The sequence below is a fragment of the Methylobacterium sp. genome, assembly GCF_019745455.1.
Taxonomy (GTDB): domain Bacteria; phylum Pseudomonadota; class Alphaproteobacteria; order Rhizobiales; family Beijerinckiaceae; genus Methylobacterium.
Genome location: NZ_JAIETD010000115.1, coordinates 73,121 through 98,079 on the forward strand (window position 1 = coordinate 73,121; position 24,959 = coordinate 98,079).

The 24,959-nt window shown below is 66.6% G+C and carries 25 protein-coding genes; 12 read left to right on the forward strand and 13 right to left on the reverse strand.

Annotation, left to right across the window (positions count from 1 at the left end; genetic code table 11):
• Positions 1 to 44: 44 nt before the first annotated feature.
• Positions 45 to 1,322 (reverse strand): 5-aminolevulinate synthase, encoded by a 1,278-nt coding sequence (hemA, locus tag K2Y56_RS20455; RefSeq protein WP_292512106.1) that lies wholly within the window; start codon positions 1,320 to 1,322, stop codon positions 45 to 47.
• A 615-nt stretch (positions 1,323 to 1,937) separates the two neighbouring features.
• Here hemA and murA point away from each other — a divergent pair.
• A complete protein-coding gene (murA, locus tag K2Y56_RS20460) occupies positions 1,938 to 3,227 on the forward strand; it encodes a UDP-N-acetylglucosamine 1-carboxyvinyltransferase (RefSeq protein ID WP_292511954.1) in 1,290 nt (429 codons plus the stop codon).
• A 101-nt stretch (positions 3,228 to 3,328) separates the two neighbouring features.
• Here murA and K2Y56_RS20465 read toward each other — a convergent pair whose 3' ends face one another.
• From K2Y56_RS20465 to K2Y56_RS20495, 7 genes are all read right to left on the reverse strand, one after another.
• Positions 3,329 to 4,087, reverse strand: a complete 759-nt coding sequence (locus K2Y56_RS20465; protein ID WP_292511957.1) for a lysophospholipid acyltransferase family protein — start codon at positions 4,085 to 4,087, stop codon at positions 3,329 to 3,331.
• A gap of 88 nt (positions 4,088 to 4,175) precedes the next feature.
• Complete coding sequence (ggt, locus tag K2Y56_RS20470; RefSeq protein WP_292511960.1) at positions 4,176 to 5,939, reverse strand: gamma-glutamyltransferase; 1,764 nt, start codon at positions 5,937 to 5,939, stop codon at positions 4,176 to 4,178.
• The gene (gene rlmN, locus K2Y56_RS20475) at positions 5,908 to 7,197 is read right to left on the reverse strand and encodes a 23S rRNA (adenine(2503)-C(2))-methyltransferase RlmN (RefSeq protein ID WP_292511964.1); all 1,290 of its coding nucleotides are present in this window, start codon (positions 7,195 to 7,197) and stop codon (positions 5,908 to 5,910) included. Before rlmN ends, ggt begins: the two co-directional genes overlap by 32 nt.
• A gap of 84 nt (positions 7,198 to 7,281) precedes the next feature.
• Positions 7,282 to 7,698, reverse strand: coding sequence for a hypothetical protein (locus tag K2Y56_RS20480; protein WP_292511967.1), 417 nt, complete (start codon positions 7,696 to 7,698; stop codon positions 7,282 to 7,284).
• A 112-nt stretch (positions 7,699 to 7,810) separates the two neighbouring features.
• Positions 7,811 to 8,521 carry a uracil-DNA glycosylase gene (locus K2Y56_RS20485; RefSeq protein ID WP_292511970.1) on the reverse strand — a complete coding sequence of 237 codons (711 nt, stop codon included), beginning with the start codon at positions 8,519 to 8,521 and terminating at the stop codon, positions 7,811 to 7,813.
• The gene (locus K2Y56_RS20490) at positions 8,521 to 10,068 is read right to left on the reverse strand and encodes a bifunctional UDP-sugar hydrolase/5'-nucleotidase (protein ID WP_292511973.1); all 1,548 of its coding nucleotides are present in this window, start codon (positions 10,066 to 10,068) and stop codon (positions 8,521 to 8,523) included. Before K2Y56_RS20490 ends, K2Y56_RS20485 begins: the two co-directional genes overlap by 1 nt.
• Positions 10,069 to 10,158: 90 nt before the next feature.
• Positions 10,159 to 11,112: a class I SAM-dependent methyltransferase gene (locus K2Y56_RS20495; RefSeq protein WP_292511977.1), complete on the reverse strand. Its 954-nt coding sequence runs from the start codon at positions 11,110 to 11,112 to the stop codon at positions 10,159 to 10,161.
• Positions 11,113 to 11,257: 145 nt separating this feature from the next.
• On the opposite strand from K2Y56_RS20495, the gene hemH reads away from it, so the two are divergent.
• From hemH to hisG, 3 genes are all read left to right on the forward strand, one after another.
• Positions 11,258 to 12,331: a ferrochelatase gene (hemH, locus tag K2Y56_RS20500; protein WP_292511980.1), complete on the forward strand. Its 1,074-nt coding sequence runs from the start codon at positions 11,258 to 11,260 to the stop codon at positions 12,329 to 12,331.
• A gap of 107 nt (positions 12,332 to 12,438) precedes the next feature.
• Entirely contained in the window at positions 12,439 to 13,569 is a 1,131-nt protein-coding gene (locus K2Y56_RS20505) for an ATP phosphoribosyltransferase regulatory subunit (RefSeq protein WP_292511983.1), read from the forward strand.
• A gap of 11 nt (positions 13,570 to 13,580) precedes the next feature.
• Entirely contained in the window at positions 13,581 to 14,588 is a 1,008-nt protein-coding gene (gene hisG / locus K2Y56_RS20510) for an ATP phosphoribosyltransferase (RefSeq protein WP_292511986.1), read from the forward strand.
• A 7-nt stretch (positions 14,589 to 14,595) separates the two neighbouring features.
• On the opposite strand, the gene K2Y56_RS20515 is transcribed toward hisG, so the two are convergent.
• The 3 genes from K2Y56_RS20515 to hemE all read right to left on the reverse strand — a co-directional run bounded on the left by K2Y56_RS20515 (position 14,596) and on the right by hemE (position 16,548).
• A complete protein-coding gene (locus K2Y56_RS20515) occupies positions 14,596 to 14,940 on the reverse strand; it encodes a lysozyme inhibitor LprI family protein (RefSeq protein ID WP_292512109.1) in 345 nt (114 codons plus the stop codon).
• A 103-nt stretch (positions 14,941 to 15,043) separates the two neighbouring features.
• Positions 15,044 to 15,490 carry a protoporphyrinogen oxidase HemJ gene (gene hemJ / locus K2Y56_RS20520; RefSeq protein ID WP_292511988.1) on the reverse strand — a complete coding sequence of 149 codons (447 nt, stop codon included), beginning with the start codon at positions 15,488 to 15,490 and terminating at the stop codon, positions 15,044 to 15,046.
• On the reverse strand, positions 15,487 to 16,548 hold the full coding sequence (gene hemE / locus K2Y56_RS20525; protein ID WP_292511990.1) for a uroporphyrinogen decarboxylase: 1,062 nt from the start codon (positions 16,546 to 16,548) through the stop codon (positions 15,487 to 15,489). The genes hemJ and hemE overlap by 4 nt, the downstream gene beginning before the upstream one ends.
• Before the next feature lie 520 nt (positions 16,549 to 17,068).
• Here hemE and K2Y56_RS20530 point away from each other — a divergent pair.
• The 8 genes from K2Y56_RS20530 to K2Y56_RS20565 all read left to right on the forward strand — a co-directional run bounded on the left by K2Y56_RS20530 (position 17,069) and on the right by K2Y56_RS20565 (position 23,579).
• A complete protein-coding gene (locus tag K2Y56_RS20530; RefSeq protein ID WP_292511992.1) occupies positions 17,069 to 17,899 on the forward strand; it encodes a pyruvate, water dikinase regulatory protein in 831 nt (276 codons plus the stop codon).
• Positions 17,896 to 18,531, forward strand: coding sequence for a Maf family nucleotide pyrophosphatase (locus K2Y56_RS20535; protein WP_292511994.1), 636 nt, complete (start codon positions 17,896 to 17,898; stop codon positions 18,529 to 18,531). Before K2Y56_RS20530 ends, K2Y56_RS20535 begins: the two co-directional genes overlap by 4 nt.
• Positions 18,532 to 18,549: 18 nt before the next feature.
• The gene (locus K2Y56_RS20540) at positions 18,550 to 19,482 is read left to right on the forward strand and encodes a cation diffusion facilitator family transporter (protein ID WP_292511996.1); all 933 of its coding nucleotides are present in this window, start codon (positions 18,550 to 18,552) and stop codon (positions 19,480 to 19,482) included.
• Positions 19,479 to 20,318 (forward strand): shikimate dehydrogenase, encoded by an 840-nt coding sequence (locus K2Y56_RS20545; protein ID WP_292511999.1) that lies wholly within the window; start codon positions 19,479 to 19,481, stop codon positions 20,316 to 20,318. The genes K2Y56_RS20540 and K2Y56_RS20545 overlap by 4 nt, the downstream gene beginning before the upstream one ends.
• A complete protein-coding gene (gene coaE, locus K2Y56_RS20550) occupies positions 20,315 to 20,914 on the forward strand; it encodes a dephospho-CoA kinase (RefSeq protein ID WP_292512001.1) in 600 nt (199 codons plus the stop codon). Before K2Y56_RS20545 ends, coaE begins: the two co-directional genes overlap by 4 nt.
• Before the next feature lie 28 nt (positions 20,915 to 20,942).
• Positions 20,943 to 21,665 carry a DNA polymerase III subunit epsilon gene (gene dnaQ / locus K2Y56_RS20555; protein WP_292512003.1) on the forward strand — a complete coding sequence of 241 codons (723 nt, stop codon included), beginning with the start codon at positions 20,943 to 20,945 and terminating at the stop codon, positions 21,663 to 21,665.
• Positions 21,666 to 21,746: 81 nt separating this feature from the next.
• Positions 21,747 to 22,184, forward strand: a complete 438-nt coding sequence (locus K2Y56_RS20560) for a CopG family transcriptional regulator (protein WP_292512005.1) — start codon at positions 21,747 to 21,749, stop codon at positions 22,182 to 22,184.
• Between the two features lie 69 nt (positions 22,185 to 22,253).
• Positions 22,254 to 23,579, forward strand: a complete 1,326-nt coding sequence (locus K2Y56_RS20565; RefSeq protein WP_292512008.1) for a PHB depolymerase family esterase — start codon at positions 22,254 to 22,256, stop codon at positions 23,577 to 23,579.
• A gap of 4 nt (positions 23,580 to 23,583) precedes the next feature.
• Here K2Y56_RS20565 and panC read toward each other — a convergent pair whose 3' ends face one another.
• Positions 23,584 to 24,441 carry a pantoate--beta-alanine ligase gene (panC, locus tag K2Y56_RS20570; RefSeq protein WP_292512112.1) on the reverse strand — a complete coding sequence of 286 codons (858 nt, stop codon included), beginning with the start codon at positions 24,439 to 24,441 and terminating at the stop codon, positions 23,584 to 23,586.
• Positions 24,442 to 24,532: 91 nt separating this feature from the next.
• Positions 24,533 to 24,955: a hypothetical protein gene (locus tag K2Y56_RS20575; RefSeq protein WP_292512011.1), complete on the reverse strand. Its 423-nt coding sequence runs from the start codon at positions 24,953 to 24,955 to the stop codon at positions 24,533 to 24,535.
• Positions 24,956 to 24,959 lie beyond the last annotated feature (4 nt).

The following is a 24,959-nucleotide window of genomic DNA, read 5'->3' on the forward strand; positions in this document are numbered from 1 at the left end:
TGCGCGCATCCCCTCTCCCCGCCTGCGGGGAGAGGGGTTCAAGCCTACTCCGCCGCCTCGACGAACACTGTTCCGGCGCGCGGCAGATCGAGGGTGTCCCACGTCTCAGTGAGCGCCGAGGTCAGCTTGGCGATGTTGGCATCGTCGTGGAAGGGGGAGGGGGTTATGCGCAGACGCTCCGTTCCACGCGGAACAGTCGGGTAGTTGATCGGCTGGATATAGATGCCGTGGCGCTCGAGGAGGTGGTCGGCCGCCGCCTTGCACAGCTCGGCATCGCCGACCATCAGCGGAACGATATGGGTCTCGGTGTGGAGCACCGGCAGGCCGGCGGCTTCGAGAGCGGCCTTGGTGCGGGAGGCCTGGCGCTGGTGGGCGGCGCGCTCGGTGTTCGAGCGCTTGAGATAGCGCACCGAGGCCCGCGCTGCCGCCGCGATGGCTGGGGGCAGCGCGGTGGTGAAGATGAAGCCCGGCGCATGGCTGCGCACGGCATCGCAGAGCACGGCAGAGCCGGTGATGTAGCCGCCGACGCAGCCGAAACCCTTGGCGAGGGTGCCCTCGATCACGTCGACCCGATGCATGACGCCGTCGCGCTCGGAGATTCCGCCGCCTCGCTCGCCGTAGAGGCCCACCGCGTGGACCTCGTCGAGATAGGTCATGGCTCCGTAGCGGTCGGCGAGATCGCAGATCGCGGCGATGTCGGAGACGTCCCCGTCCATCGAGTAGACGCTCTCGAAGGCGATGAGCTTGGGCCGGTCGCCTGCCGCCTGCAGCAGCTCCTCGAGATGGGCGAGATCGTTGTGGCGGAAGACGCGCTTCTCGCAGCCGGAATGGCGCACGCCCTCGATCATCGAGTTGTGGTTGAAGGCGTCCGACAGGATCAGGCAGTTCGGGAGCAGCTTGGCGATGGTCGAGATGCCGGCCTGGTTCGAGACGTAGCCGGAGGTGAAGACGAGACCGGCTTCCTTGCCGTGAAGGTCGGCGAGCTCGCGCTCGAGATCAACCAGAGGCGAGTTGTTGCCGGCGATGTTGCGGGTGCCGCCCGCTCCGACGCCGCAGCGCGCCGCCGTCTGGGTCATGGCCGAGACGACCTCGGGGTGCTGGCCCATGCCGAGATAGTCGTTCGAGCACCACACCGTGATCTCGGAGGTCCTACCGTCAGGCCGGCGCCAGTTGGCGATCGGGAAACGCCCGGCGATCCGCTCGATATCGGCGAAAACGCGATAGCGGCGTTCGCCGTGGAGACGGTCGAGGGCGGAACGGAAGTGGGACTCGTAGTCGGTGCGGCCCGAAGCTGTCGTCGTCGCGTCCTTGATCTCGTCCATGACGGGGACGATCGGGGTCATCGCGGGCATCCGGTTCACGGGCATCCGTCCTCGTTCACTGATGGTCGTGCCGTGCGGTGGATCCACGCGGCCGATCAGGCGGAATCATCGTCGGTGAGCCCTTTTGGGATGGGGCCGCGATCCTGGCGATGTGGCTCGGGCGCGAGCCCGGCACGATGTCGATCCTGCCTCGATCGAAGTTAAATACGTCTCGCTTGCGTTGCCGTAAGCAGCATCAGGATGATACCGGCCAATCTGGAATTGGTTCAAGTCGCGTCGAGCAACTCAGTTCTGCGCCCGTTGAGGAGGTCGGCGAAAGCCGCTACGTCGTCCGGGCGACGAAGGGTCGCGTGGGGTTGGGCCGACGGGTGGCCTGAAGGTGATGGCGCAAACCAAGGACGACCAGAGAGCTGAACGTCTCAAGGCCGCGCTGAGAGACAATCTGCGCCGGCGCAAGGACCAGTCCCGCGCCCGGGCCGAGGCCGACCAGGCGCCGACAGAACGGCCCGATCATGATCCCGGGGCACCGCCATCCTCATTCGGACACGAAAAGCCGTAACGATGAAGCAGCTTGAACGAAGCGGCGGCTTCGATATCCGCCCGTAAAGGACAAAGATGGACCGCATCCACATCACCGGCGGCGCGCCGCTTAATGGCGTGATCCCGATCTCAGGCGCGAAGAACGCGGCCCTGCCCCTGATGATCGCCAGCCTGCTCACTGGGGAGTCCCTCGAACTCGCCAACGTGCCGCGCCTCGCCGACATCCAGGCGCTGCTGCGCATCCTGAGCAATCACGGCGTCGACCACATGGTCGTCGGCAAGCGCCCGGGTCAGACCACGGAGACCGGGCAGACCATCCGGCTCACCGCCGCCAACGTCATCGACACCACGGCGCCCTACGACCTCGTTTCGACCATGCGGGCGAGCTTCTGGGTCATCGCGCCGCTGCTGGCCCGCTTCGGCGAGGCCAAGGTCTCGATGCCCGGCGGCTGCGCCATCGGCACCCGTCCGGTGGACCTGCTCCTGATGGCGCTGGAGCGCCTCGGAGCCTCGATCGAGATCGATGGCGGCTACGTCATCGCCAAGGCCAAGAACGGCCTGCGCGGGGCCGAGATCGTGTTTCCCAAGGTCACGGTCGGGGGCACCCACGTGGCGCTGATGGCGGCCGCCCTGGCCAAGGGCTCGACCCTCATCGAGAACGCGGCCCGCGAGCCGGAGGTGGTGGATCTCGCCGCCTGCCTCACCAAGATGGGCGCCCGGATCGAGGGCGCCGGCACGCCGCGCATCACCATCGAGGGCGTCTCGCGCCTCAACGGCGCACGGCACGAGGTCCTGCCCGACCGGATCGAGACCGGCACCTATGCCATGGCGGTGGCGATGGCGGGCGGCGACGTGCTGCTCGAGAACACCCGCGCCGACCTCCTGCACTCGGCCCTCGACATCCTCGCCACCACGGGGGCCGAGGTGACGCAGACGCCGGACGGCATCCGCATCCGCCGCAACGGCGCCGGCATCGCGGCGGTGGATGTGACCACCGACCCGTTCCCCGGCTTTCCCACGGACCTCCAGGCGCAGTTCATGGCGCTGATGACGCTGGCCAAGGGCCGCTCGCATATCCGCGAGACGATCTTCGAGAACCGCTTCATGCACGTCCAGGAGCTCGCCCGCCTCGGCGCCAAGATCCGGCTGGAGGGCGATCTTGCCATCGTCGAGGGCGTCGATCGCCTCAGGGGCGCGCCCGTGATGGCGACGGATCTGCGCGCCTCGGTCTCACTGGTGATCGCGGGTCTCGCCGCCGAGGGCGAGACCCAGATCAACCGGGTCTACCACCTCGACCGCGGCTTCGAGGCCCTGGAAGCCAAGCTCGGCCGTTGCGGCGCGCAGATCCGGCGCGAGCGCAGCTGAGCGGTTCGATCCTGCGCTCCCCTCTCTCCTGCTTGCGGGGGAGAGGAGGGAGCGCACACCGAGCCAAGGTGACCGACCGGATGTCGGATGGATCGGACCCCTCACACCGTCCGATGCGGTTCGGCCGTCGGCTCTCCCCGCGGGGGCACGACCGGCGAGGCCCCCAACAGGACATCCGAGGCGCCCTCGACCCGCTCCTGGAGGAGGGCCAGAAAGGCGGCCCGGTCGAGGCCGGGTGCGATCGAGGGCAGCAAGGCGATGGTTGCCGTGCCTGGCCGCCGCACCAGACTGCGGCGCGGCCAGTACAGGCCGGTGTTCAGGGCCACCGGCACACAGGGCACGTTCAGCGCGGCATAGAGATGGGTGATGCCGAGCTTGTAGGCCGGGACAGCGCCGGGCGCGCGGCGCGTCCCTTCCGGGAAGATGATGAGCTGGCGGCGGTCGCGGATCGCCTGGGCCGCGGCCTCGTTCATGGTCGCCATCGCCTTGGCGCCGCGGCTGCGGTCGATCGCGACCATGCCGCTGCGCGACAGGTACCAGCCGATCAGCGGGATCCACAGAAGCTCGCGCTTGAGGATGTAGGCGAAGTCCGGGAAGACCGTGACGAGGGCGAGCGTCTCGAGCGCCGACTGGTGCTTGGCGGCGACGAGGCAGGCCCCGGCGGGGCGGTTCTCCAGGCCCCGGAACTCGACCTCGATGCCGGCGACGACGCGCAGCAGCCACAGGGTCGTCCGCCCCCAGAACTGAGCCAGGCGAATCACCGCACGGCGAGACACCAGGGTCGGGAGGCCGAACACTGCGATCAGGGTCGTGGCGAGATAGAAGGCGCAGTTGAAGGCGAGAGAACGGAGGACGAGCATCGGCGACCCGGTTGAGGCGGCCTCGATCCAAGGAAGCCCGCGGCATGCCTGTAGCGCGCCCGCGGCATCTTCACCAACTGCAGAACCGTCAATAGCCGTCGGCCAGGGTCCCGCGCTGGCGCGAATCGGCGGCCCCGGCGAGGAGGCCGTCGACGGCCATCACGGAGTTCGCCGAGCCGGAGGTCCTGCCCACGCTGACCCGGTGGCCGCGTGCCCGCAGGATCGCGACGGTATCGGGCGAAACGCCCTCCTCGACGCTCAAGGTATCGGGGCGCCACTGGTGATGGATACGCGGCGCGAGGATCGCCTCGGCGAGGTTGAAGCGGAAATCGATCAGCCCGACGATGACCTGGAGCACTGTCGTGATGATGCGGCTTCCGCCGGGGCTGCCGGTTGCGAGGAGCAGGCGACCATCGCGAAACACCAGGGTCGGGGTCATCGAGGAGAGCGGGCGGGCCCCGGGTGCGACGGCGTTGGCGCTGCCTCCGAGGAGACCGTAGGCGTTCGGCGTACCGGGTTTGGACGAGAAATCGTCCATCTCGTTGTTGAGGAGCACGCCGGTCCCCTCGGCGACGAGGCCGAGGCCGTAGGAGAAGTTGAGCGTCGTGGTGTTCGAGACGGCATTGCCCTGAGCATCGATCACCGAGAAATGCGTGGTGTGGTCCGACTCGATGACGCGCGGATCACCGGCCTTGATGCTCTCGGCCGGACGCGCCTTCGCCATGTCGATGCTTGCGCGAAGACGCTCGGCATAAGGCTTGGAAATGAGGCCCTGGACCGGGACCTCGGTGCGCTCAGGGTCCCCGAGCCAGGTGGCTCGGTCGGCATAGGCGGGCTTCATCGCTTCGGCGAGGAGGTGGATCGCGTCGGCGCTGCCCGCGCCCATCCCGGCGAGATCGAAGCCTTCGAGGATATTGAGGATCTCGATCAGGTGGGCGCCGCCCGAGCTCGGCGGCGGCATCGAGACGATCTCGTAGCCCCGATAGGTGCCGCGGACGGGCTCGCGGATCACCGGACGATAGGCGGCGAGATCCGCCTCTGTCATCACGCCGCCGGCTTCCCGGACCACGGCGGCGATCCGCGCGGCGATCGGCCCCCGGTAGAATGCGTCGGGGCCATCCCTGGCAATGGCGCTGAGAGTACCGGCGAGATCAGCCTGAACGAGGCGGCTGCCACGGGGGAGGGGAGCGTCGCCCTGGAAGAACACCGCCCTTGTCGAAGGCCAGCGCCCGAGGAGCGAGGCCGAGCGCGGGAGCGAATCGGCAAGGCCGCTCTCGACCGGGATGCCCTCGCGGGCGAGCGCCTCGGCGGGGGCGACGAGCTCGGCCAGGGTAAAGCGACCCGAGCCGTAGAGCCGGTGCGCCTCCGCGAGGCCGCGAACGGTGCCGGGCACGGCGACCGCCCGGCCGGTGCGGGTCGAGGCGCCCCGTTCGACCTCGCCGCGAGAATCGAGAAACATCTCGGCCCTGGCCGCCGCCGGGGCGGTCTCGCGGTAATCGATGGTGACGGTGGCGGACGGATCGGCACGGTGGATCAGCATGAAGCCGCCGCCGCCGAGATTGCCTGCCTGCGGCAGGGTCACGGCGAGGGCAAAACCCACGGCGACCGCCGCATCGACGGCGTTGCCGCCCTTCTTTAGAAGCTCGACGCCGACCTTGGTGGCAAGAGCGTCCTGCGAGGAGACCATGCCGTTCCTGGCAAGGATCGGCAGGACCCGGGCCCCGTCGGAGGGGATCGGCGGTCCGCCCTGCGCCAGGGTCGGCGCGGGGGCGAGGAGGAGGAGAACGAGGCCGGCGCTCGTGAGACGCCGGAACAATGGCCTAGTCGTCGTCACTCTCGTCGGGTGCCGCATAGAACCCTTCCGCTCCCAGGCCCTCGTCCAGCATCATGCGGGCACGGGCGCGCAGTTTCTCGGTCTCGCTCTTGAGCTGGCCGCAGGCGGCCAGGATGTCTCGGCCGCGCGGAGTCCGCACCGGCGAGGCATAGCCGGCATCGTAGACGATCTCGGCGAAGCGCTCGATCCGCTCCCATTCCGAGCATTGATAGGCCGAGCCGGGCCAGGGGTTGAAGGGGATCAGGTTGATCTTGGCGGGGATGCCCTTGAGCAGGCGGACGAGCTCGCGCGCATCCGCATCCGAATCGTTGACGCCCTTGAGCATCACGTATTCGAAGGTGATGCGCCGGGCGTTGTTGAGACCCGGATAGGCGCGGCAGGCGGCGATGAGCTCCGCCAGCGGATATTTGCGGTTGAGTGGCACCAGGGTGTCGCGCAGGTCGTCGCGCACGGCGTGGAGCGAGATCGCCAGCATCGCATGGGCGTCGGTGCCGAGGCGCTGCATCTGCGGCACGACGCCGGACGTCGAGACGGTGATGCGCCGACGCGACAGGCCGAGCCCCTCCTGGTCTGCCATGACGCCGACGGCGTCGATGACGTTGTCGGCGTTGTAGAGGGGCTCGCCCATGCCCATGAACACGATATTGGTCACCGGGCGCCTCGTCTCGTCGGCGCCGGGCGCCGTGGGATTGAGGCCGGCCCAGTCGTTGAGGCGGTCGCGGGCGACCACGACCTGCGCGGTGATCTCGGCGGCGGTGAGGTTCCGGACCAGGCGCTGGGTGCCGGTATGGCAGAACGAGCAGGTCAGCGTGCAGCCGACCTGGGACGAGACGCAGAGCGTGCCCCGGCCGCGGCCGGGAATGTAGACGCACTCGATCTCGGCGCCGCGATTGTGCTCGTGCCTGTTGGCCGGCGGCATCCGCAGGAGCCATTTGCGGGTGCCGTCGCGAGACACCTGCTCGGTCACGACCTCGGGGCGGTCGAGGGTATAGGCCTCCGAGAGCTGTGCCTTCAGGCCCTTGCCGACATTGGTCATGTCGGAGAAGTCCCTGGCACCGCGCACGTTGAGCCAGTGCCAGACCTGACCCGCGCGCATCCGCTGCTCGCGCTCGGAGACGCCGATGGCGGCGAGGCGGGCCTTCAGATCCTCCCGGGTCAGGCCGACCAGGGAGGAGCGGCCCGCCGGCACCGCCTCGGGCAGGAAATCGGGGGTCTTCTCGATTGCGGGAACGGCGCCTGCCTCGCGCGCCGCGGTGTCGAACGACGCCGTCGCCATGGGTCTCAACAAGCCTTCAAGCTGGGAATCCGCCGGATATAGGCGATTCCCCGCTCGAATGCGAATGAGGAGCGTTAAGCTCCCCTACTGCGCCGGCTTCGTCTCGGCGGGCTTTGGTGCATCGGCGGGCGCGGCAGCCGGTTGGAGAACGTCTTTGGAGACCGTCCCCTCGGGGCCGTACTCGCCCGCCACCGCAAGGCAGGATCTCTCGCGGTTGACCTGCATCTGGTTCGACATCAGGGCGAACATCGTCTGAACCTTGGCGCCGAAAGGCCCGCGCGGGGCGACGTCCTTCGGATCGACGTTCTGCTTCTGGAGCAGGGCGTCGAATTGGTCGACACCGATGCGGTAGCCGCAGACATTGGCGGCAGCGAAGATATAGGCTGCGAATTCAAGGGCACGCGGATTGGGCGCGTTGCGGATCTGTGCCTGAGCGAGGGTCGGGGCGCAGCATGCCGCGAGGACGAGCGCGACGCGAAGGTTGGGGGGCTTGAAAGACATGGCGTGAGGCTTCCTCGTTGCGCCGCGCGATCTCTTCTGACGTCCCGCTTCGGCTGAGGCCACATAGGCCGCGTGAGACCGGTCGCCAAGCCATTCCGCCAGCGAGAGGTTCTTACGTCGCAGGCACTCGGCCGAGCCGCCAGTCGATCGGCGCCACGCCTTGCGCCATCAACCACTCGTTCGCCCGTTCGAACGGGCGCGATCCGGGAAAATCGCGCGCCCTGTTGAGCGGCGATGGGTGACCGCTCTCGACGACGCCGTGACGGCTGCGATCGATCAGGGCCGAACGGGCACGTGCCTGCGCTCCCCAGAGGAGAAAGACGACCGGGCGCTCACCCGCGGACAGGCTCGCCACGACCTCGTCGGTGAGGGCCGACCAGCCGTAGCGCAGATGCGCGCCGGCTTTGCCGGCTTCCACGGTGAGCGCGGCATTGAGGAGGAGGACGCCCTGGCGCGCCCAGGGCGTGAGGTCGCCCCGCGGCGGCACCGGGATGCCGTCGGGCGTCTCCGCCAGGATGATCTTCAGGGAAGCGGGAAGACGGCGCGGCCCGACATAGGAGAAGGCGAGGCCGTTGGCATCCCCCGGAGTCGGATAGGGGTCCTGGCCGAGGATGACCGCCCTGACCCCCTCGGGCGGCGTCAGCCCCAGCGCGTTATAGACATCGCCCGGGGGCGGCAGCACCTCGGCACCGGCCGCGATCCGCACATCGACCCGGGCGGCGACCGCATCGGCGGCGCCGTTCGAGAAGAACGGAAGCGAGAGCCAGCCCGACCTCGTGTCACGAAATCGGGCGAGCGCAGCGGTGAGGGGCCCTGTCGGCATCAGCGGATGATGATGCGGCCCTCGGAACCGACCCTCAGCGGGGCAGCGTCGCGCAGATAGGCCATGACCTCATTCGCCATGAGCTTGCCATCGCTCGCAGAGACGAGGACGCGTCCCTGCGCCATCCCAGCATAGCCGTTGCCGCCCTCCAACAGGAAACTGTTCGACGCGACAGTGTAGCTGCGCGCGTCATCGAGAGGATCGCCGTTGATCGTGACCGCGCCGACGCGCCGGCCGACAGGAGCTGTCGAATCGACCGTCACCACGAGACCCGAGACCTGCGGGAAGCGCCCGGCAGGACGCCCGATCTCCGAGAATCCTGCTTCCAGCACACGTCGGATCTGAGCCCCCTCAAGAGCGACCAGAACCGTGGTGTTGCCGAACGGCAATTCGCTGAGCACGTCGCGCCGCGTCAGCACAGTGCCGGCGGGATAGAGCCTGTCGCCGCGGATGCCGCCGCCATTGGTGATCGCGATGTCGGCCTTCAGGCTGGCCCGCAACGCGTCGGCAACGAGGTTGCCGAAGCTCGCCTCACGCATCCGCACCGAGGAGATCCGGCTGTCGAGCTCCGAGTCGATCGGTCCGACCGGCACGTCGAGTTCCTGCGAGAGCTTGCCCTCCAGTCGCATGACGATGGCGCTGGCTTCGGCGTCGGGAGGCACCGTGGCAGTGTCGTGGATCCGGAAGGCTGCACGCCAGGTCACCTGCCGTGCCTTCCCCTCGCCGGTGATCGCGGCGAACACGTCGATGGCCGTGACGAAACGGGCGTCGAAGCTCGATTCGGCCATGATGCGGCGGCCATCGTACTTCACCACCAGGTCGTGATCGTGGCCGGAGAGGAGGATGTCGACGAGCCCGCTTCCCAGAATGGCCTCGTCGAGGATCCGGCCGGTATGGGCGACGCAGACGATCATCTCCGCGCCGCCCTCACGGAGCATCGAGGCCTCGCGGGTCAAAGCCTGCAATTCCGGCTCGAAGCGCAGGTCTCCGGCATTCGACGATTGCGGCGTACTCGACAATGAAAGGCCGACGAGACCGACCCTGATGCCCCCAAGGGTGACGAGGGTGCTGTCGCGCAGACCTTGCAATCGGCGTCCGTTGGCGTCCCGAAGGTTTGCCGCGAAGACCGGGAAATTCGCCTCGCCCATGCGCTGCGCGAAAATGGCCGGACCGAAGTCGAACTCGTGGTTGCCGGGGACGAAGATGTCGGGCGGGGCGAGGTTGAGGAGCTCGATGATGTGGGCGCCGCGATCGAAGCCTGACATCAGAGAAGGTGAGAGCGTGTCGCCGGCATGAGCGTAGAGCAGCGGTACTCCCCGTGCGCGCTCGGCACGAACCACCGCGGTGAGGCGAGGGAAACCGCCTCGGCCCTCCGCCTCCGCCATCCGATAGACGTCGTTGACGAGGAGGAGCGTAAAGGTCGGCTCCTGGACCGGCTTCTCGGTGGCAGCACGCGGCGCGGCGCTGGCGTCGTCGTTCAGCGACGTCGTCGCGAGCCCCGCTGCGAGACCGAGGCCGAGCGTCTGGCGGCGGTTGGGCGGAGACATGGTTGGTCCAATTCCAAACTCGATCGGCTCCCTCCATAGAGTCCGGATTGTGAAGGGACGACAACAGGAACCAGGCGGCGACGCCTTGCCTCACTTCGAGGCAAAAGTGTCGCGGACCGCCTTGGCGTTCCGACGGATCATCGGCATCACCCAGGCTCCGGAAGCCAGGAAAGCAGCCGGGTCCATCGGGGCGAGATCGACGGCCAGGCGCTCTGCGAGGCCCGGATTGGCGAGGGTGGGCATAGGTGCATCGGTCTTGGCGTAGACCACCGTCGTGTCCTCGCGCCAGAACTCGGGATGCGGCACGAGGCCGGCGCGTCGAGCGGTGAGATCGAGGGTCTCACGGATGAAGCCATGGACGTGGGCGAAGTGGAAACGCTCGTGCGGCGGCTTGCCCGTGGCGGCCATGTTCGGCACGGCGATGTAGAGGAGCCCGTCGGGCTTGAGCCAGCGGCCGAGCCGTTCGGCGACGTCGGCCGGGTCGCGCAGGTGCTCGAAGACGTGGTGAGTCGTGATGACGTCGAAATATTCGGGCGGGAAACGCTCGTCCTCGGCATCGTCCAGCACTTCGACGCCGTGCTCGGCGCGGGCATAGGCGGCGTAGTCGCGCCCCGGCTCGACACCGATCGCCTCGCAGCCGCGTGCTCTGGCAGCGGCCAGGAACTCGCCCGAACCCGAACCGAAATCGAGGACGCGGGCGCCAGGCTTCAGTTTCGGAGCGAGAAGCTCGGTGCGGAACTGAGCCTCCCGGGCGCTGCGCTTGAGATGGTGGCGCGGCGGACCTCCGGCGAAGGCGAGCTGGTAGTCGGCGCGGTAGGCGTGGGCATAGTAATGCGCCAATTCGTCGGGCGTCGGCATCGGGTCGGTGCGAATCAGGCCGCACTGGCGACAGGCGACCGAGCGCAGGGTCTTCAGGCGGCGGTCGCTCTTGGCGACCACGACGCTGTCCGGCGATCCGCAGAGATTGCAGGCCGTGGGCTCGCCCTTATACGGGTAGCCGGTGAACGGCATGAAGTGATTGAGGAAGTAGCGGGGAGACGGCATGTCGCGCCTTGATCGAGCGATTCGTCGCTGGCAGGGCCAGTGGTCTAGATAGATATGCCAGGGCGCACAACCGTGCCGCCCAACCAGTACTGGCCACGGCCAGTCGTGCCGCCGCCCTCGAGAGGCGGCCCAGCGGACATGAGCGATGAACGAACGCGTCGAACCGGCCTCGCTGCAGGCGAAACTGCCGCCGAGCCCAAATACGGGGCCCTTGCCACCCGAGCACCCTCGGGTGCGCTGGGGCCGCGTCGGCGTGCTCCTGATGAACCTCGGCACGCCGGAAGGAACCAGCTACTGGCCGATGCGGCGTTACCTCAAGGAGTTCCTGTCGGACCGCCGCGTCATCGAAGTGCCGCGCCTGATCTGGTGGCCGCTCCTCAACCTCGTGATCCTGACCAAACGCCCCGGTCCGAAAGGGCGCGACTACGCCAGCGTGTGGAACAACGAGCGCAACGAGGGCCCCCTCAAGACCATCACCCGCGGCCAGTGCGAGCGCCTTCAGGAGATGATGGGGAACCGCGTCGTCGTCGACTGGGCGATGCGCTACGGCAAGCCCGAGGTCTCCCTGCGGCTCCAGGCGCTCCTCGACCAGGGCTGCGACCGCATCCTCCTGGTCCCGCTCTATCCGCAATATGCCGCCGCCACCTCGGCCACGGCCTGCGACCAGGCCTTCAAGGCCCTGATGCAGATGCGATGGCAGCCGACGGTGCGGGTCTCGGCACCCTACCATGACGATCCGGTCTACATCGACGCCATGGCGCAATCGATCCGCGAAGGTCTGGCCAAGCTCGATTTCGAGCCGGAGGTGATCCTGACTTCGTTCCACGGCGTGCCAAAGAGCTACCTCCTCAAAGGCGACCCCTATCATTGCCAATGCGTGAAGACCGGTCGCCTCATCCGCGAGGCCCTTGGCTTCTCGGCGGAAAAGATGCGCACCACATTCCAGTCACGCTTCGGCAACGAGGAATGGCTCCGGCCCTATACCGATGAGACCGTGCAGAACCTCGCCAAGAGCGGTGTCAAACGCATGGCGATCGTGGCCCCGGGCTTTACCGCCGACTGTCTCGAGACGCTGGAAGAACTCGACGGCGAGAACCGCCATTATTTCGAGGACAATGGCGGCGAACATTTCGCCTACATTCCCTGCCTCAACGACAGCGATCTCGGCATGAAGGTCATCGCCAACGTGGTGAACCGGGAGCTCCAGGGCTGGGCCTGACCCCCGTCTCCCCCAAGCGCATCACCACGACGGTCGCCAAAGGGCAGCCAGATTGGTAAGGGCTTGAAGATTAGACACAAGCTCCACCCGAGGCGGCGAGCGGATCCATGACGACAGGCGAGGCGCAGGGCGCCGGCGAAGAGGCGCAGACCGAGGCACAGGAGAGACTCGTCCGCCATTTCGTGGAGGCCGGCTACGGCGGCATCACGCCCCCGGTGCTGCAACCCGTGGAGCCGTTCCTCGAACTCTCCGGCGAGGAGATCCGTCGCCGCATCTTCATCACGCAGGACGCGGGCGGTACGGAGTTCTGCCTGCGGCCTGAATTCACGATCCCGGTCTGCCGCCAGCACCTCGCGCGGCTTGGCTCCGCAAGTGCCGATTACAGCTATTTCGGCCCGGTCTTCCGCCTCGCACGGGGAGAATCGGACGAGTTTCTGCAGGCGGGCATCGAATCGATCGGACGCACCGATATTCCGGCGGCGGATGCCGAGGTGGTCGGCCTCGCCCTCGATGGCGTCGGCTTGCTCGGGCGCGAGGACGTCGAGGTCCGGCTCGGCGACATGGGACTGACCGACAGCTTCCTCGACGCCCTCAGCGTTCCGCCTGCCGCCAAGCGCCGGACCTTGCGGGCGCTTGCCGGAGGCCGTTCGCTCGACGAGGTCGCCAATGCGGCCACGAAAGAAGACCCTCATGCGGGCTTGCTGGCGGCGATCCAGGGCCAGGATCCTCGCGGGGTGCGGGCCTTCGTCGAGGACGTCCTGTCGATCGCCGGAATCTCACGGGTCGGCGGCCGCAGTGCAGGCGAGATCGCGGAACGCTTCCTCGCCAAGGCGGCCGCGCAGGCCAATGGCGGCGCGGGGCTCAATCCCGAGAATCGGGCTCTGATCGAACGCTACCGCGCGATCGAGGCCGATCCCGACAAGGCCGCCATGGAGATCAAGGCCCTGGCAGCCGAAGCAGGCCTAGACCATCCGCCATTGGACGAGGCGATCTCGCTCCTCGAGGAGCGCACCGGTTTCATGGCCGCCCGCGGCCTAGACGTCGAGGGTTTCCGCTTCTCGGCGGGCTTTGCGCGCAATCTCGACTATTACACCGGCTTCATCTTCGAGGTGACGGGCCAGGGTTCGACCGCAACCCTCGTGGGCGGTGGCCGCTACGACGGGTTGCTGCAGCACCTCGGCAGCCCCGTGCCGGTGCCGGCGGTGGGTTGCGCGTTCTGGCTGTCGCGGCTCGTCTGAGGGAGATCACGATGGCCGATGCACCAAAACGCGAGGGAAACGAGAAGCTCGTCCTCGCGGTCCCTTCCAAGGGACGTCTGCAAGAGAATGCCTCCGCCTTCTTCGCCCGAGCCGGTCTCAAGCTCGCGCAGGGATCGGGAACACGCGACTATCGCGGGCGGCTCGTCGGAGTGCCCAATGTCGAGGTTCGCTACCTCTCGGCCTCCGAGATCGCGAGCCAGCTCGCCAGCGGCAGCGCCCATCTCGGGGTCACCGGCGAGGATCTGATCCGCGAGACGCTGCCTGAGGCGAGCGGCCAGGTCGAGCTCCTGACACCGCTCGGGTTCGGCCAGGCGACGGTGGTGGTGGCCGTTCCGCAGGCTTGGATCGACGTGCGCGCGATGTCGGACCTCGACGAGGTCGCATCCGACATGCGGATCCGCCAGGGCAAGCGGCTGAGGATCGCGACGAAATACGTCAATCTGACCCGCCGTTTCTTCGCCAACCACGGCGTCGCGGACTATCGCATCGTCGAGAGCCTCGGCGCCACCGAAGGCGCGCCCGCCGCAGGCTCGGCCGAGATCGTCGTCGACATCACCACGACCGGAGCCACGCTCTCGGCCAATGCCCTCAAGATCCTCGACGACGGCACGATCCTGCGCTCCGAGGCGAACCTCGTCGCATCATTGAAGGCGGAATGGGGCGGGGCGCAGCGCAATGCCCTGCGGACCCTCCTCGGCCGGATCGCGGCAGAGGAGCGGGCACGGACGAGCCGCGAGGTTCGAGCCGGTCCCCCCGCAAATGGCGACATCGATATCGCGGGGATCAGCGCCCTTCACGACGCCACGCTGCCTTACGGCGCTCCGCTCGGGCGCGACGGCGAGATCGTGCTGCATTGCCCGGTCGATGCCGTATTCGATCTCACCGACGCCCTGGTGGCGGCAGGAGCGATCTCCGTGAGCGTGCGCCAGATCGACTACGCGTTCACGGCTGAGAATCCCCTGTTCGATCGCCTGATAGGGCGTCTGCCGGCCTCGTGACGAGCCCCTATTGCGGGCCCTGTTTGGCGAATTCCGCAAAGACCGCCCTCAAGGTCCTCAGGCGAGCCTCGTAGGCGCCGAGCAGGCATATCCGATCGCCCGCACAGGAGCCGCGCTCCTTCAGCCATTCCTCCTGGTCTTCTCGCAGCTTTGCGCTCCCGCCCATGGGGAGCACGTCCCGCAGGATCTCGAAACGGGTGGTCATCTCGACATCGCGATCGTTGAGAGAAAGGTCTGCACAGATTGCGACCTCGTCCGGCGCAGCTGCCTTGGCGCAATCGAAACTCGCTGCAAGAGCCCGATCGCCATGGACCAACGCGCCCAACGGGCAAAGCCCGACGCTCCAGACCACACCACAAAGCCAAGCGATGCGCCGGTATGATCCCATCGACCTGATGCCCCCGAATGACGTACAGCGGATCGGGTGGTCGATTTCCCGTCCCCTGATCACAGGATCAGATAAAAGACGGCTTCACGATCACCAGGATGACGACGACGATCATCCCCAGCGTCGGGACCTCGTTCAAGACCCGATAGAAGCGATGGCCGCGGGTGTTGCGATCGGCCGCGAAGTCCTTGACCATCCTGGCGAGCCAGCCGTGAACACCGCTCATGGCGACCACGAGGGCGAACTTCGCCTGCATCCACCCCGCGGCGTAGAACCCGCTCTGCCAGACGAGAATGAGCCCGAGGATCCAGGTGGCGATCATCGCAGGGGTCATGATCGCCCGCAGCAAACGCCGTTCCATGACCTTGAAGGTCTCCGATTGGGAACGTGTGGATGCGTCGGCAGGGAGCGAAGCGTGGTAGACGAAGAGCCGCGGCAGGTAGAGCAACGCCGCCATCCAGGCGATGACCGACACGACGTGGCCGGCCTTGATCCAGAGATAGAGATCGTTCATCGGCGAAGGCGCGCCAGCATCTGCTCGACATGGGCGACGGGTGTCTGCGGCGTGATGCCATGGCCGAGATTGAAGATGTGGGGTTTCCCCTCGACGGCATCACGGACGGCATCGACGGCCGCGTCGAGGGCTGCTCCGCCTTCGATCAGGGTATCGGGATGAACGTTCCCCTGCGTGACGACAGTGTCTGGGATACGTCTGCGGAGCTCGGCCAGGTCGACGGCCCAATCGACACCAACGGCACTGGCCCCGGTTTCGTCGACGACGCGCGCATGACCGTCAAGACCGGAGCCACGGGCGAAGACGATGATCTTCGCATCCGGGACGTGAGCGCGAACGCCCGCGATCATCCGGGCAATGGGCTGAAACGACCAGCGCGATAAGGCGTCTGGATCCGTGTCGGGCAACGTTCCTGCGTGGGATTCGAAGATCTGCACGGCGTCGGCACCAGCCCGCAGCTGCCGGATGAGGTACTCGGTCTGAACAGTCACCAGCCGGTCGATGAGTTCATCGACGAGGCTCGTATCGTTCTTGGCGAGAGCACGTGCCGGAGCGAGGTCCTGCGTCCCTCGGCCGCCGATCATGTAGCTGGCGACAGTCCAGGGAGCTCCACAGAACCCCAGAAGAGTCGTCTCGGACGGAAGCTCCGCCCTCAGGCGGGAAACCGTCTCGAAAACCGGCTTGAGATGCTCGAAAATGGCGGGATCATCCACCTGCCGAAGCGCAGAGAACTCGGCCCTTCCGGCAATCGGATCGAGGCGCGGCCCCTCTCCTTCGACGAATCGGACGTTCTGCCCGAGCGCATCGGGAACAACGAGGATGTCCGAGAACAGGATCGCGGCATCGAAACCGAATCGTCGGATCGGCTGGAGCGTGACCTCGACGGCAAAATCCGGAGTGTAACAAAGATCGAGGAACGAGCCGGCGGTGGCTCTGACCTCGCGGTACTCCGGAAGGTAGCGTCCAGCTTGCCGCATGACCCAGGCTGGAGGGGGGAAGACCGGCTCACCCGAGAGAACACGAAGGACCGCCCGGTCCCCTCGACGATGCTGAGCCATTCGGCCTTCCTCACAACATTCCCTGACGGCGTGTGTAGCACCACGGATGGCGGTTTTCGCCATCGGAAAGATCGAGCGTGTCGTCTCGTCCCCTCTCCTCGACGGTCCGTCCCCAATCCGCTCTTCTGAAAAGAAAGAAAGACTCTCGAGGATTCTGTTTTTTCTCTTTGGGGCTGAATCATGGGAAGGAACGGCCATCCACAGGCAAGCGAGGCTCCGACGGTGTTAACCGGGCTTTAACGGATTGGGATGTATCCGTTGGATTGGCGAACCGGATCAGCCGCTTATCCGGCTATCGGCTGCAGGGCTCACGCCATCGTCCTGGATTCTCCCAGGAGGCCGCTTCGGACGTCCATCCTCGCCTGCCTTGTTGAGGAGGGAGTCGATAGTTTTACGATGTTCGATGCTGGACGCTGCCGTCGGGGGCATTTATCCACATTCATCGACTCCCCGTGCGGCATCCGGTGAATAAGGCTGGTTTCGACATCAGCGATCGGACGCCGAAGGAGCCTCATCCTCGATGAGCCGAAGTTACTTCCACCTCCATCTCGTGTCCGATTCCACCGGCGAGACGCTGATCAATGTCGGTCGGGCCGCGGCCGCGCAATACGAGGGCGTGTCGGCAATCGAGCACGTCTATCCCCTCGTCCGGTCAGGTCCTCAGCTCGAGCGGGTCATATCGGAGATCGAAGCGGCGCCTGGCCTCGTTCTCTACACCCTGGTCGGCCAGGATCTGACGCAACGGCTTGAGGATGCCTGTCGCGAAACCGGTTCGCCGTGCCTGTCGGTACTGCAGCCCGTCCATGCTCTGCTTCAATCATATCTCGGCGCAGAGACGACGGCGCGCCCGGGTGCTCAGCACATGCTGAACGCGGAGTACTTCAAGCGTATCGACGCCATGAACTTCACCCTGGCTCATGACGACGGCAATTTGCCCGACGACCTTGAGGAAGCCGACGTCATTCTCATCGGAGTGAGTCGGACATCGAAGACTCCGACGGCGATTTATCTCGCCAATCGCGGTCTTAAAACCGCGAATTATCCACTTGTGCCCAATATGCCCGTTCCCGATGTTCTCGAACGCACTCGAAAACCCCTGATGGTCGGTTTGTTGGCGAGTCCGGAACGCATCGTGCAGATCCGCCAGAATCGGCTCCTCAGCCTGAAAGCCGACGATTCCTCCCTTTACGTCGATCGCAGTGCAGTGGCCGAAGAAGTGGCAGCCTGTCGGCGTCTATGCGCTCGCCACCGTTGGCCCACCATCGACGTGACGCGGCGGTCCATCGAGGAGACCGCCGCCGCGATCCTCGACCTCCATCGCGAACACCGCTTGAAATTCATCGCCACATGACAACCCGCGGTTCAGCGCCGATTTCACCGTGGAATCCTCTGGCGCCGCTCGTACTCGCCTCAACCAGCACGACACGGCGGCAGCTGTTGAACGATGCAGGATTTGCGGTCGAGTGCGAGGGCTCCGGTGTCGACGAACGAGCGCTGGAAAGTCAAACGAACGGACTTCCCCCTACAGAGCTCGCTCTTGCCTTGGCCAAAGCCAAGGCCCTTGCAGTGGCGAAACGTCGTCCCGACCGCATCGTGATCGGCGCCGATCAGATCCTGTCGTGTGAGGGCGAGATTTTTCATAAGCCGCAAGGGCTCACCGATGCCGAACGACAGATCGGGCGACTTTCGGGCCGGACGCATCGTCTCCACTCCGCCGTTGCCGTCGCCGATGGTGGCGTGATCGTCGAGGGGTTCGTCGAAGAGGCCCGTCTCACCATGCGCGAACTCGATCGGGGGGCGATCCGGCGCTATGTGGAAGCGGCTGGTGCGCATCGCGTCACCGCAAGCGTCGGGGGTTATCAACTCGAAGGATTGGGCATCCATCTGTTCGCTCGCATCGAGGGCGACCACAGCACCATCTTGGGTTTACCGTTGTTGCCCTTGCTGGGGCGTCTTCGGGCACGCGGCTGCCTCGCGTTCTAGGTTCAGGACAAGGAATCCGTGGCAGCACACGCACATGATCACCGGCATGGCGCCCACCATCGCCACGACCATGCTCCGGCGTCGTTCGGGCGAGCCTTCGCCGTCGGCATCGTGCTCAATACGGGTTTCGTGATCGTCGAAGCCGGATACGGCATCGCCAGTCAGTCGATGTCCCTTCTGGCCGATGCAGGACACAATCTCTCCGACGTGCTCGCCCTCGTCGTCGCCTGGACGGCGTCGCGTCTCGTGAAACGCGACCCAACTGCGCGCTACACCTATGGGCTTGCCGGATCCTCCATCCTTGCGGCGTTGTTCAACGCGCTCTTCCTGCTTCTGGCGACCGGCATGATCATCTGGGAAGCGATCCTCCGCCTCCTTTCGCCGGCACCTGTCGCCGGCGCGACCGTGATGGCCGTGGCTGCGATCGGGATCGTGATCAACGGCATCACCGCCTGGCTGTTCTCCTCTGGCCGCCGAGGCGACATCAATATCCGCGGCGCCTATCTCCACATGCTGGCCGATGCGGCCGTCTCCGCTGGCGTCGTCGCCGCGGGTCTCGTCATCCTGCTCACCGGCTTCAATTGGCTCGATCCCCTCGTGAGCCTGGTCATCGCCGGGCTGATCGTCTGGTCGAGCTGGGGACTCCTCCGCGACAGCATGGCCATGGCCCTCTCGGCTGTCCCGGCCCAGATCGAGCCCGACGAAATCCGTGACTTCTTGCGCGGTCGTCCAGGCGTCGCCGATCTTCACGACGTTCATGTCTGGCCGATCAGCACCACCGAGACCGCCCTCACCGCCCATCTGGTCATGGAGGCGGGCCATCCCGGCAACGCCTTTCTGGTCGAGACCGCGCGTGAGCTTTCCCATCGCTACGGCATCGGTCACACAACGCTTCAGATCGAGGATATGGCCGGGCCTCCCTGTGCTCTTGCTTCGGCTTGCCGCCCATGATCCGCGCCTTCGTCGTCGGGCATCCGATCGCCCATTCGCGCTCGCCTCTCATTCATGGTCACTGGCTCGCCGAGCTCGGCATCAAGGGGTCCTATGAGCGCGTGGACGTCGCCCCCGCACACTTTGCAGCATTCCTGACCGGTCTGCGCGAACACGGTTTCTCGGGCGGGAACGTCACGATCCCGCATAAGGAGGCGGCCTTCGCACTTGCTGACCGTCTCACGCCGCGCGCCAGACGAATCGGTGCCGTCAACACATTGTTTTTCGACGAAACCGGTCAACTCACCGGCGACAACACAGATGCGCCGGGCTTCATTGCCCATCTCGACCAGAGTCTCGGTCTCGACTGGCCTCGACGCGGTGACGGCAGCGCCGTCGTGCTCGGAGCCGGAGGCGCGGCACGTGCCATCGTCGTGGGTCTGCTCGACCGCGGTGTCGCGAGCGTCCACGTCGCCAATCGCACACTGACCCGCGCGACGTCGCTCGTTGCTCTCGATTCCGAACGGGTTTCGGCTTTGTCCTGGGATGGACTCGACACCGTCCTCCCCAAAGCCGGTCTAATCGTGAATACGACGTCTCTCGGCATGGCCGGACACCCATCCCTCGACCTCGATCTCCGCCTGCTCGGTGCTGACGCGGTCGTCGCCGACATCGTCTACGTTCCTCTCGAGACGCCACTCATCGCCGCGGCCCGTACCCGCGGGCTCGCTACGGTGGACGGCCTCGGCATGCTGCTCCATCAGGCAGTGCCCGGTTTCGAGCGCTGGTTCGGCCGCAAGCCTGAGGTGACGCCGGCCCTTCGCACCCGCATCCTCTCCGATCTGGTGCCCGCTTGAACCCGCCCAAAACCGTCGTTCTCGGTCTCACCGGTTCGATCGGCATGGGAAAGTCCGCCACCGCCGCGATGTTCGCGAAACGCGGAGTGCCCGTCCACGATTCGGACGCTGCGGTTCATGCCCTGTATCGGGCTGGAGGAAGGGCTGGCCCGGCCATCGCCGAGATCGTACCGGATGCCGTGCTCCCTGATGGCTCGGTCGATCGGTCGATCCTTCGGCAGGCCGTGATCGATCGTCCCGACCGCCTGGCGGCACTCGAACAGGCGGTCCATCCCCTGGTCCAGGCCGAAAGCCGCGCTTTCGTGATCCGGCATTCCGACCAGCCGATCGTCGTCCTCGACATTCCGCTGCTCTACGAGACCGGTGCCGAGGCGCGCTGCGATGCCGTCCTCGTCGTCACGGCTGCCCCCGAAGTGCAGCGGGCCCGCGTCCTCGCCCGTCCGGGGATGGATACCGCGAGCTTCGCGGCGATCCTCGCCAAGCAATTACCGGATCGGGAGAAACGCAGCCGCGCCGACTTCGTCATCGATACCGGCCTCGGTTTCGAGCACGCGGAACGCGAAGTCGATGCTATCCTGAACCGCCTGCGTCGTTGATGGAGCAGGTGCTGTGGAGCCCCGAACGATGCTGCGCGAGATCGTCCTCGACACCGAGACCACCGGCACCGACGCCAAGGGCGGCGACCGCCTGATCGAGATCGGTTGCGTCGAACTCGTCAATCACATCCAGACCGGCGCGAGCTTCCATCGCTACTGCAACCCGACGCGACCGGTCTCGCAGGGTGCTTTCGCGGTCCACGGACTCTCGGATGCGTTCCTCGCCGACAAGCCTCTCTTCGCCGATATCGTCGAGGATCTCCTCGCCTTCTGTGGCGATGCGCCCCTCGTCATTCACAACGCCCCCTTCGACGTGGGCTTCCTCAATGCTGAGTTCGCGCGGCTCGGAGCCGCGGCACCGCCGCCTATCGAACTCGAAGCGGTGGTCGACACCCTCCAGCTCGCCCGCCGCAAGCACCCTGGAGCGGCCAACAACCTCGATGCCCTTTGCGCTCGCTACGGGATCGACACGACGCGGCGGACGAAGCACGGCGCCCTCCTTGACGCTCAGATCCTCGCGGAGGTCTATGTCGAGCTCCTCGGCGGCAAGCAGACGACGCTTGGGCTGACGGCCGTCGTGTCTTCCGCAACGTCTGCCCTGGCGCTCGCCGAAGCCGCAGGACGACAGGGACCGCGCCCCTTCCGCAATCGGATCACAGCGAAGGAACGCGCGGCACATGCCGCGTTCTGCGCCACCCTGGGCGGCGTGCCGATCTGGAGGGATTACCTGGCAGAGGCCGATCCCTCCTGATTTTGCGATGCACAATCCTGCTTATTGCACCGCAGCACCAAATCACCATATCATCCCCTTGGATGGTGGGGAGATGATGACATGCTTGCGATCGACGACAGGTCCATCGTGGATTCGAAGCCCGCCCAGCGTGCGGGCGATAGCGAGAAGATCACGATCAATCTCGGCTTCGTCGATCTCGGCCATATCGATCTCTTCGTCGCCGAGGGACTCTATGCCAACCGCAGCGACTTCATTCGCACGGCCATCCGAAATCAAGCGGAGCGCCATGCCGAGGTGACTCGCCAGTCGGTCGCCCGCAACCGGGTCGAGCTTGGACTGCGCCACTTCAACCGCGCCGACCTCGAAGAGGTCCGCGACCGCGGCGAGATGATCCATATCCGCGTGCTCGGTCTTGCCAGCATCGCCGCCGACGTCAGCCCTGAACTTGCACGCCAGACCATCGGCTCCCTCGAGGTCCTCGGGAGTCTCCACGCCAGCCCGGCCGTCAAGGCCGCCTTGAGCGACCGTCTCCGCTGAGACGGCCCACGATATTCATTTGTTCTCACATCTCTGGCGCTGCTCAGCGCCTCTTGAAAGCACTCCCTCATGTCCGATGCCACCAACCGACTTCAGGCACGTCTGGCCGAGATGCTGGAGGCGACCAGGCTCACCGGGAACGGACGCCTGACTGAAGCCACGGTTCTGATCCAGAAGGCCTTGACCGGCCAAGGCCAAGGCCAAGGCCGTGGGAACGGCCCGGCCCCTGTCGATCCGCCGACCATCGATCTCGTGGCGGAGCGTGTCTCGACCGCAAAGTCGGGATCCCGTTCACCCTCGCCGAGCGAGACGTTCAAACCGGAAGCGTTCGGGTCGTCCAGCTCCGCAGGACACAGTGCCGCTGCGGCGACCGGCTCAGCCGCCATCTTGCCCGACCGTATCCGCGAGGTGATGCAGACGGTCGTGCAGGGTCTTGGCCGGCAGGGTCTTGGCCGGCAGGGTGCCGGTCGCACGTTCAGCCCTCTGCTGAAAGGCCTCGACGGCACAGCGGCCTCGCCGCGCGTGATGGGGACCGGAGAGTTCTCCGAGTACCGATTCGAGAATGGCGCCGGTGCCCGGTCTTACAAGCTCTACGTTCCGAGCAAGGCCGCACCGAGCAGTCCCCTCGTGGTGATGCTCCATGGCTGCACGCAATCGCCCGACGATTTTGCAGCCGGGACCGCCATGAACCTCCTCGCCGAGGAGCTCGGGTTCCTCGTCGCCTATCCGGGCCAGAGCAGCCGGGCCAATGGACATAAATGCTGGAACTGGTTCGAGACCCGCGACCAGGGCCGAGAGAACGGCGAGGCCGGCATCATCGCCGGGCTCACTCGCGCGGTGATCGCCGAGCACGATGTCGATCCGGCCCGGGTCTATATCGCCGGCCTCTCCGCCGGGGCAGCGGCCGCGGCCAACGTCGCACAGGCCTATCCCGATCTCTACGCCGCCTTGGGCATCCATTCGGGGCTGGCGGCCGGCTGCGCCCGCGATCTCTCCTCCGCCCTGATGGCGATGAACATGGGCGCGCCGGGTTCGACCTCGCCCAATGGCTTCGGTGCTCCGGTCGAGGGTCTCCGCGTGCCGACCATCGTCTTCCATGGCGACGGCGACAGCACGGTCAATCCCCGCAACGGCGACCAGATCCTCGCCCAGGCCGGCGTCGCGAGGCTCGAGGCATCCGAAATGCCGGTCGAGACGAGCACCGGCGGCCTGTCCTACGCCCGCACCCGCTTTGCCGACGAAACGGGCCGCGTGCTGGTCGAGAACTGGGTGGTGAAAGGCCTTGGCCATGCCTGGTCGGGCGGCGATCCGAGCGGCAGCTACACCGATGCGCGCGGACCTGATGCCTCCCGCGCCATGATCGAGTTCTTCCTCGGCCACAGGCTCGGCCGATAGGGGATCAGGCTTCCGGCACGACCTCGACATTGTCGATGAGGCGGGTCCGCCCGAGATAGGCTGCCACCAGCACCCGAGCCGGGCTGGCGACCCGCTCGACCGGCGCCAGGGTCTCGGCATCGCAGACCGCGAGGTACTGGACCGGCGAGAACCCGGCTTGTTTGAGTTCGGCGATGCCGGAAGCGACGAGACCGGTCGCCTGGCCTCCTGCGACAAGCTCCCGGGCGATCCGCGACAGCATTGATTGCAGGCGCGGAGCGATCGCGCGCTCCTCCGGCGTCAGGTAGCGGTTGCGCGACGAAAGGGCGAGGCCGTCGGCTTCGCGCAGGGTCGGCACACCGCGGATCTCCACCGGGATGTCGAGGTCGCGCATCGTCCGGGTGATGACCTGGAGCTGCTGGTAATCCTTCTCGCCGAACAGGGCGATGTCGGGCCGGACCTGATTGACGAGCTTCGTCACCACCGTCGCCACGCCGGAGAAATGTCCGGGACGGAAAGCCCCGCACAGCCCCTCGGTGAGGCCTGTGACCTCGATCCGCGTCGAGAACCCCGGCGGGTACATGGTCTCCACATCAGGTAGGTAGGCCGCGTCGATTCCGGCCGCTGCCAGCAATGCGAGGTCGGTCTCGAGGTCGCGCGGATAGCGTGAGAAATCCTCGTTGGGGCCGAACTGGGTCGGGTTGACGAAGATGCTCGCCACCACCCGCCGGCCGATGCGCCGGGCCTGCGCCATCAGGGCGAGGTGCCCGTCATGGAGCGCGCCCATGGTGGGGACGAGGACGATGCGCTCGCCGGCGTCCCGCCAGCGAGCCGTTGCGTCCCGCAACGGGGTGACCGCATCGAAGCGGAGGAGGGCGGGGATGTTCGACACGGGATCGGCTCCGGCTTGGCTCAAGCCGTTGAGCTTGGCCTGCCTCACCTAGTCGCCAGCGCCCGCCGATGCCAGCCGGCTTTCAGCGGCAATAAGGCAGGATCGAGCGCCCGAACGGGTCGTCGGTGCCCAGGGCCGGCACGAAGCCGTAATAGCTCGGTTTTCCGAGGCCGTAGGTGGAGCCGACATAGCTCGGGTCGTCCGGCGCATCGGTCGGGATCGGGACCCGCCGCGGGCGGCAAGGTCTGGCGAGGCGTTTGGGTCGTTGCAGCAGGACGGCGAGCCCGTCGCTCCCCTCGCGTGGGAAGAAGCGCGGCAGCGGTTCGAGTTCAGGCTCGACCTCGACCGCGATCGGAGGCCCGGTCGTCCCCTGCTCGAACCCGCGCCGGCGCTCGAACAGGTCGGCTGCGGAAGCGGCCGTTACGCAGAGGGCGAGGGCTACGGTGGCCGTCGTGAGCCCAACACGCGCGATACGGGCCCTTCCTGATGTCGTCGCTAAAGCCACATGC

What these genes read in the sequence shown, in the direction of transcription:
- K2Y56_RS20545 (WP_292511999.1), top strand. Translation starts at nt 19,479, where the DNA reads ATGATCCGCGCCTTCGTCGTCGGGCATCCGATCGCCCATTCGCGCTCG.
- dnaQ (WP_292512003.1), top strand. Translation starts at nt 20,943, where the DNA reads ATGCTGCGCGAGATCGTCCTCGACACCGAGACCACCGGCACCGACGCC.
- ggt (WP_292511960.1), bottom strand. Translation starts at nt 5,939, where the DNA reads ATGCGGCACCCGACGAGAGTGACGACGACTAGGCCATTGTTCCGGCGT.
- K2Y56_RS20490 (WP_292511973.1), bottom strand. Translation starts at nt 10,068, where the DNA reads ATGTCTCCGCCCAACCGCCGCCAGACGCTCGGCCTCGGTCTCGCAGCG.
- hemE (WP_292511990.1), bottom strand. Translation starts at nt 16,548, where the DNA reads ATGGCTCAGCATCGTCGAGGGGACCGGGCGGTCCTTCGTGTTCTCTCG.
- hisG (WP_292511986.1), top strand. Translation starts at nt 13,581, where the DNA reads ATGGCCGATGCACCAAAACGCGAGGGAAACGAGAAGCTCGTCCTCGCG.
- K2Y56_RS20505 (WP_292511983.1), top strand. Translation starts at nt 12,439, where the DNA reads ATGACGACAGGCGAGGCGCAGGGCGCCGGCGAAGAGGCGCAGACCGAG.
- K2Y56_RS20560 (WP_292512005.1), top strand. Translation starts at nt 21,747, where the DNA reads ATGCTTGCGATCGACGACAGGTCCATCGTGGATTCGAAGCCCGCCCAG.
- hemJ (WP_292511988.1), bottom strand. Translation starts at nt 15,490, where the DNA reads ATGAACGATCTCTATCTCTGGATCAAGGCCGGCCACGTCGTGTCGGTC.
- K2Y56_RS20465 (WP_292511957.1), bottom strand. Translation starts at nt 4,087, where the DNA reads ATGCTCGTCCTCCGTTCTCTCGCCTTCAACTGCGCCTTCTATCTCGCC.
- K2Y56_RS20565 (WP_292512008.1), top strand. Translation starts at nt 22,254, where the DNA reads ATGTCCGATGCCACCAACCGACTTCAGGCACGTCTGGCCGAGATGCTG.
- K2Y56_RS20535 (WP_292511994.1), top strand. Translation starts at nt 17,896, where the DNA reads ATGACAACCCGCGGTTCAGCGCCGATTTCACCGTGGAATCCTCTGGCG.
- K2Y56_RS20495 (WP_292511977.1), bottom strand. Translation starts at nt 11,112, where the DNA reads ATGCCGTCTCCCCGCTACTTCCTCAATCACTTCATGCCGTTCACCGGC.
- K2Y56_RS20530 (WP_292511992.1), top strand. Translation starts at nt 17,069, where the DNA reads ATGAGCCGAAGTTACTTCCACCTCCATCTCGTGTCCGATTCCACCGGC.
- K2Y56_RS20485 (WP_292511970.1), bottom strand. Translation starts at nt 8,521, where the DNA reads ATGCCGACAGGGCCCCTCACCGCTGCGCTCGCCCGATTTCGTGACACG.
- K2Y56_RS20480 (WP_292511967.1), bottom strand. Translation starts at nt 7,698, where the DNA reads ATGTCTTTCAAGCCCCCCAACCTTCGCGTCGCGCTCGTCCTCGCGGCA.
- murA (WP_292511954.1), top strand. Translation starts at nt 1,938, where the DNA reads ATGGACCGCATCCACATCACCGGCGGCGCGCCGCTTAATGGCGTGATC.
- rlmN (WP_292511964.1), bottom strand. Translation starts at nt 7,197, where the DNA reads ATGGCGACGGCGTCGTTCGACACCGCGGCGCGCGAGGCAGGCGCCGTT.
- hemH (WP_292511980.1), top strand. Translation starts at nt 11,258, where the DNA reads ATGAACGAACGCGTCGAACCGGCCTCGCTGCAGGCGAAACTGCCGCCG.
- hemA (WP_292512106.1), bottom strand. Translation starts at nt 1,322, where the DNA reads ATGGACGAGATCAAGGACGCGACGACGACAGCTTCGGGCCGCACCGAC.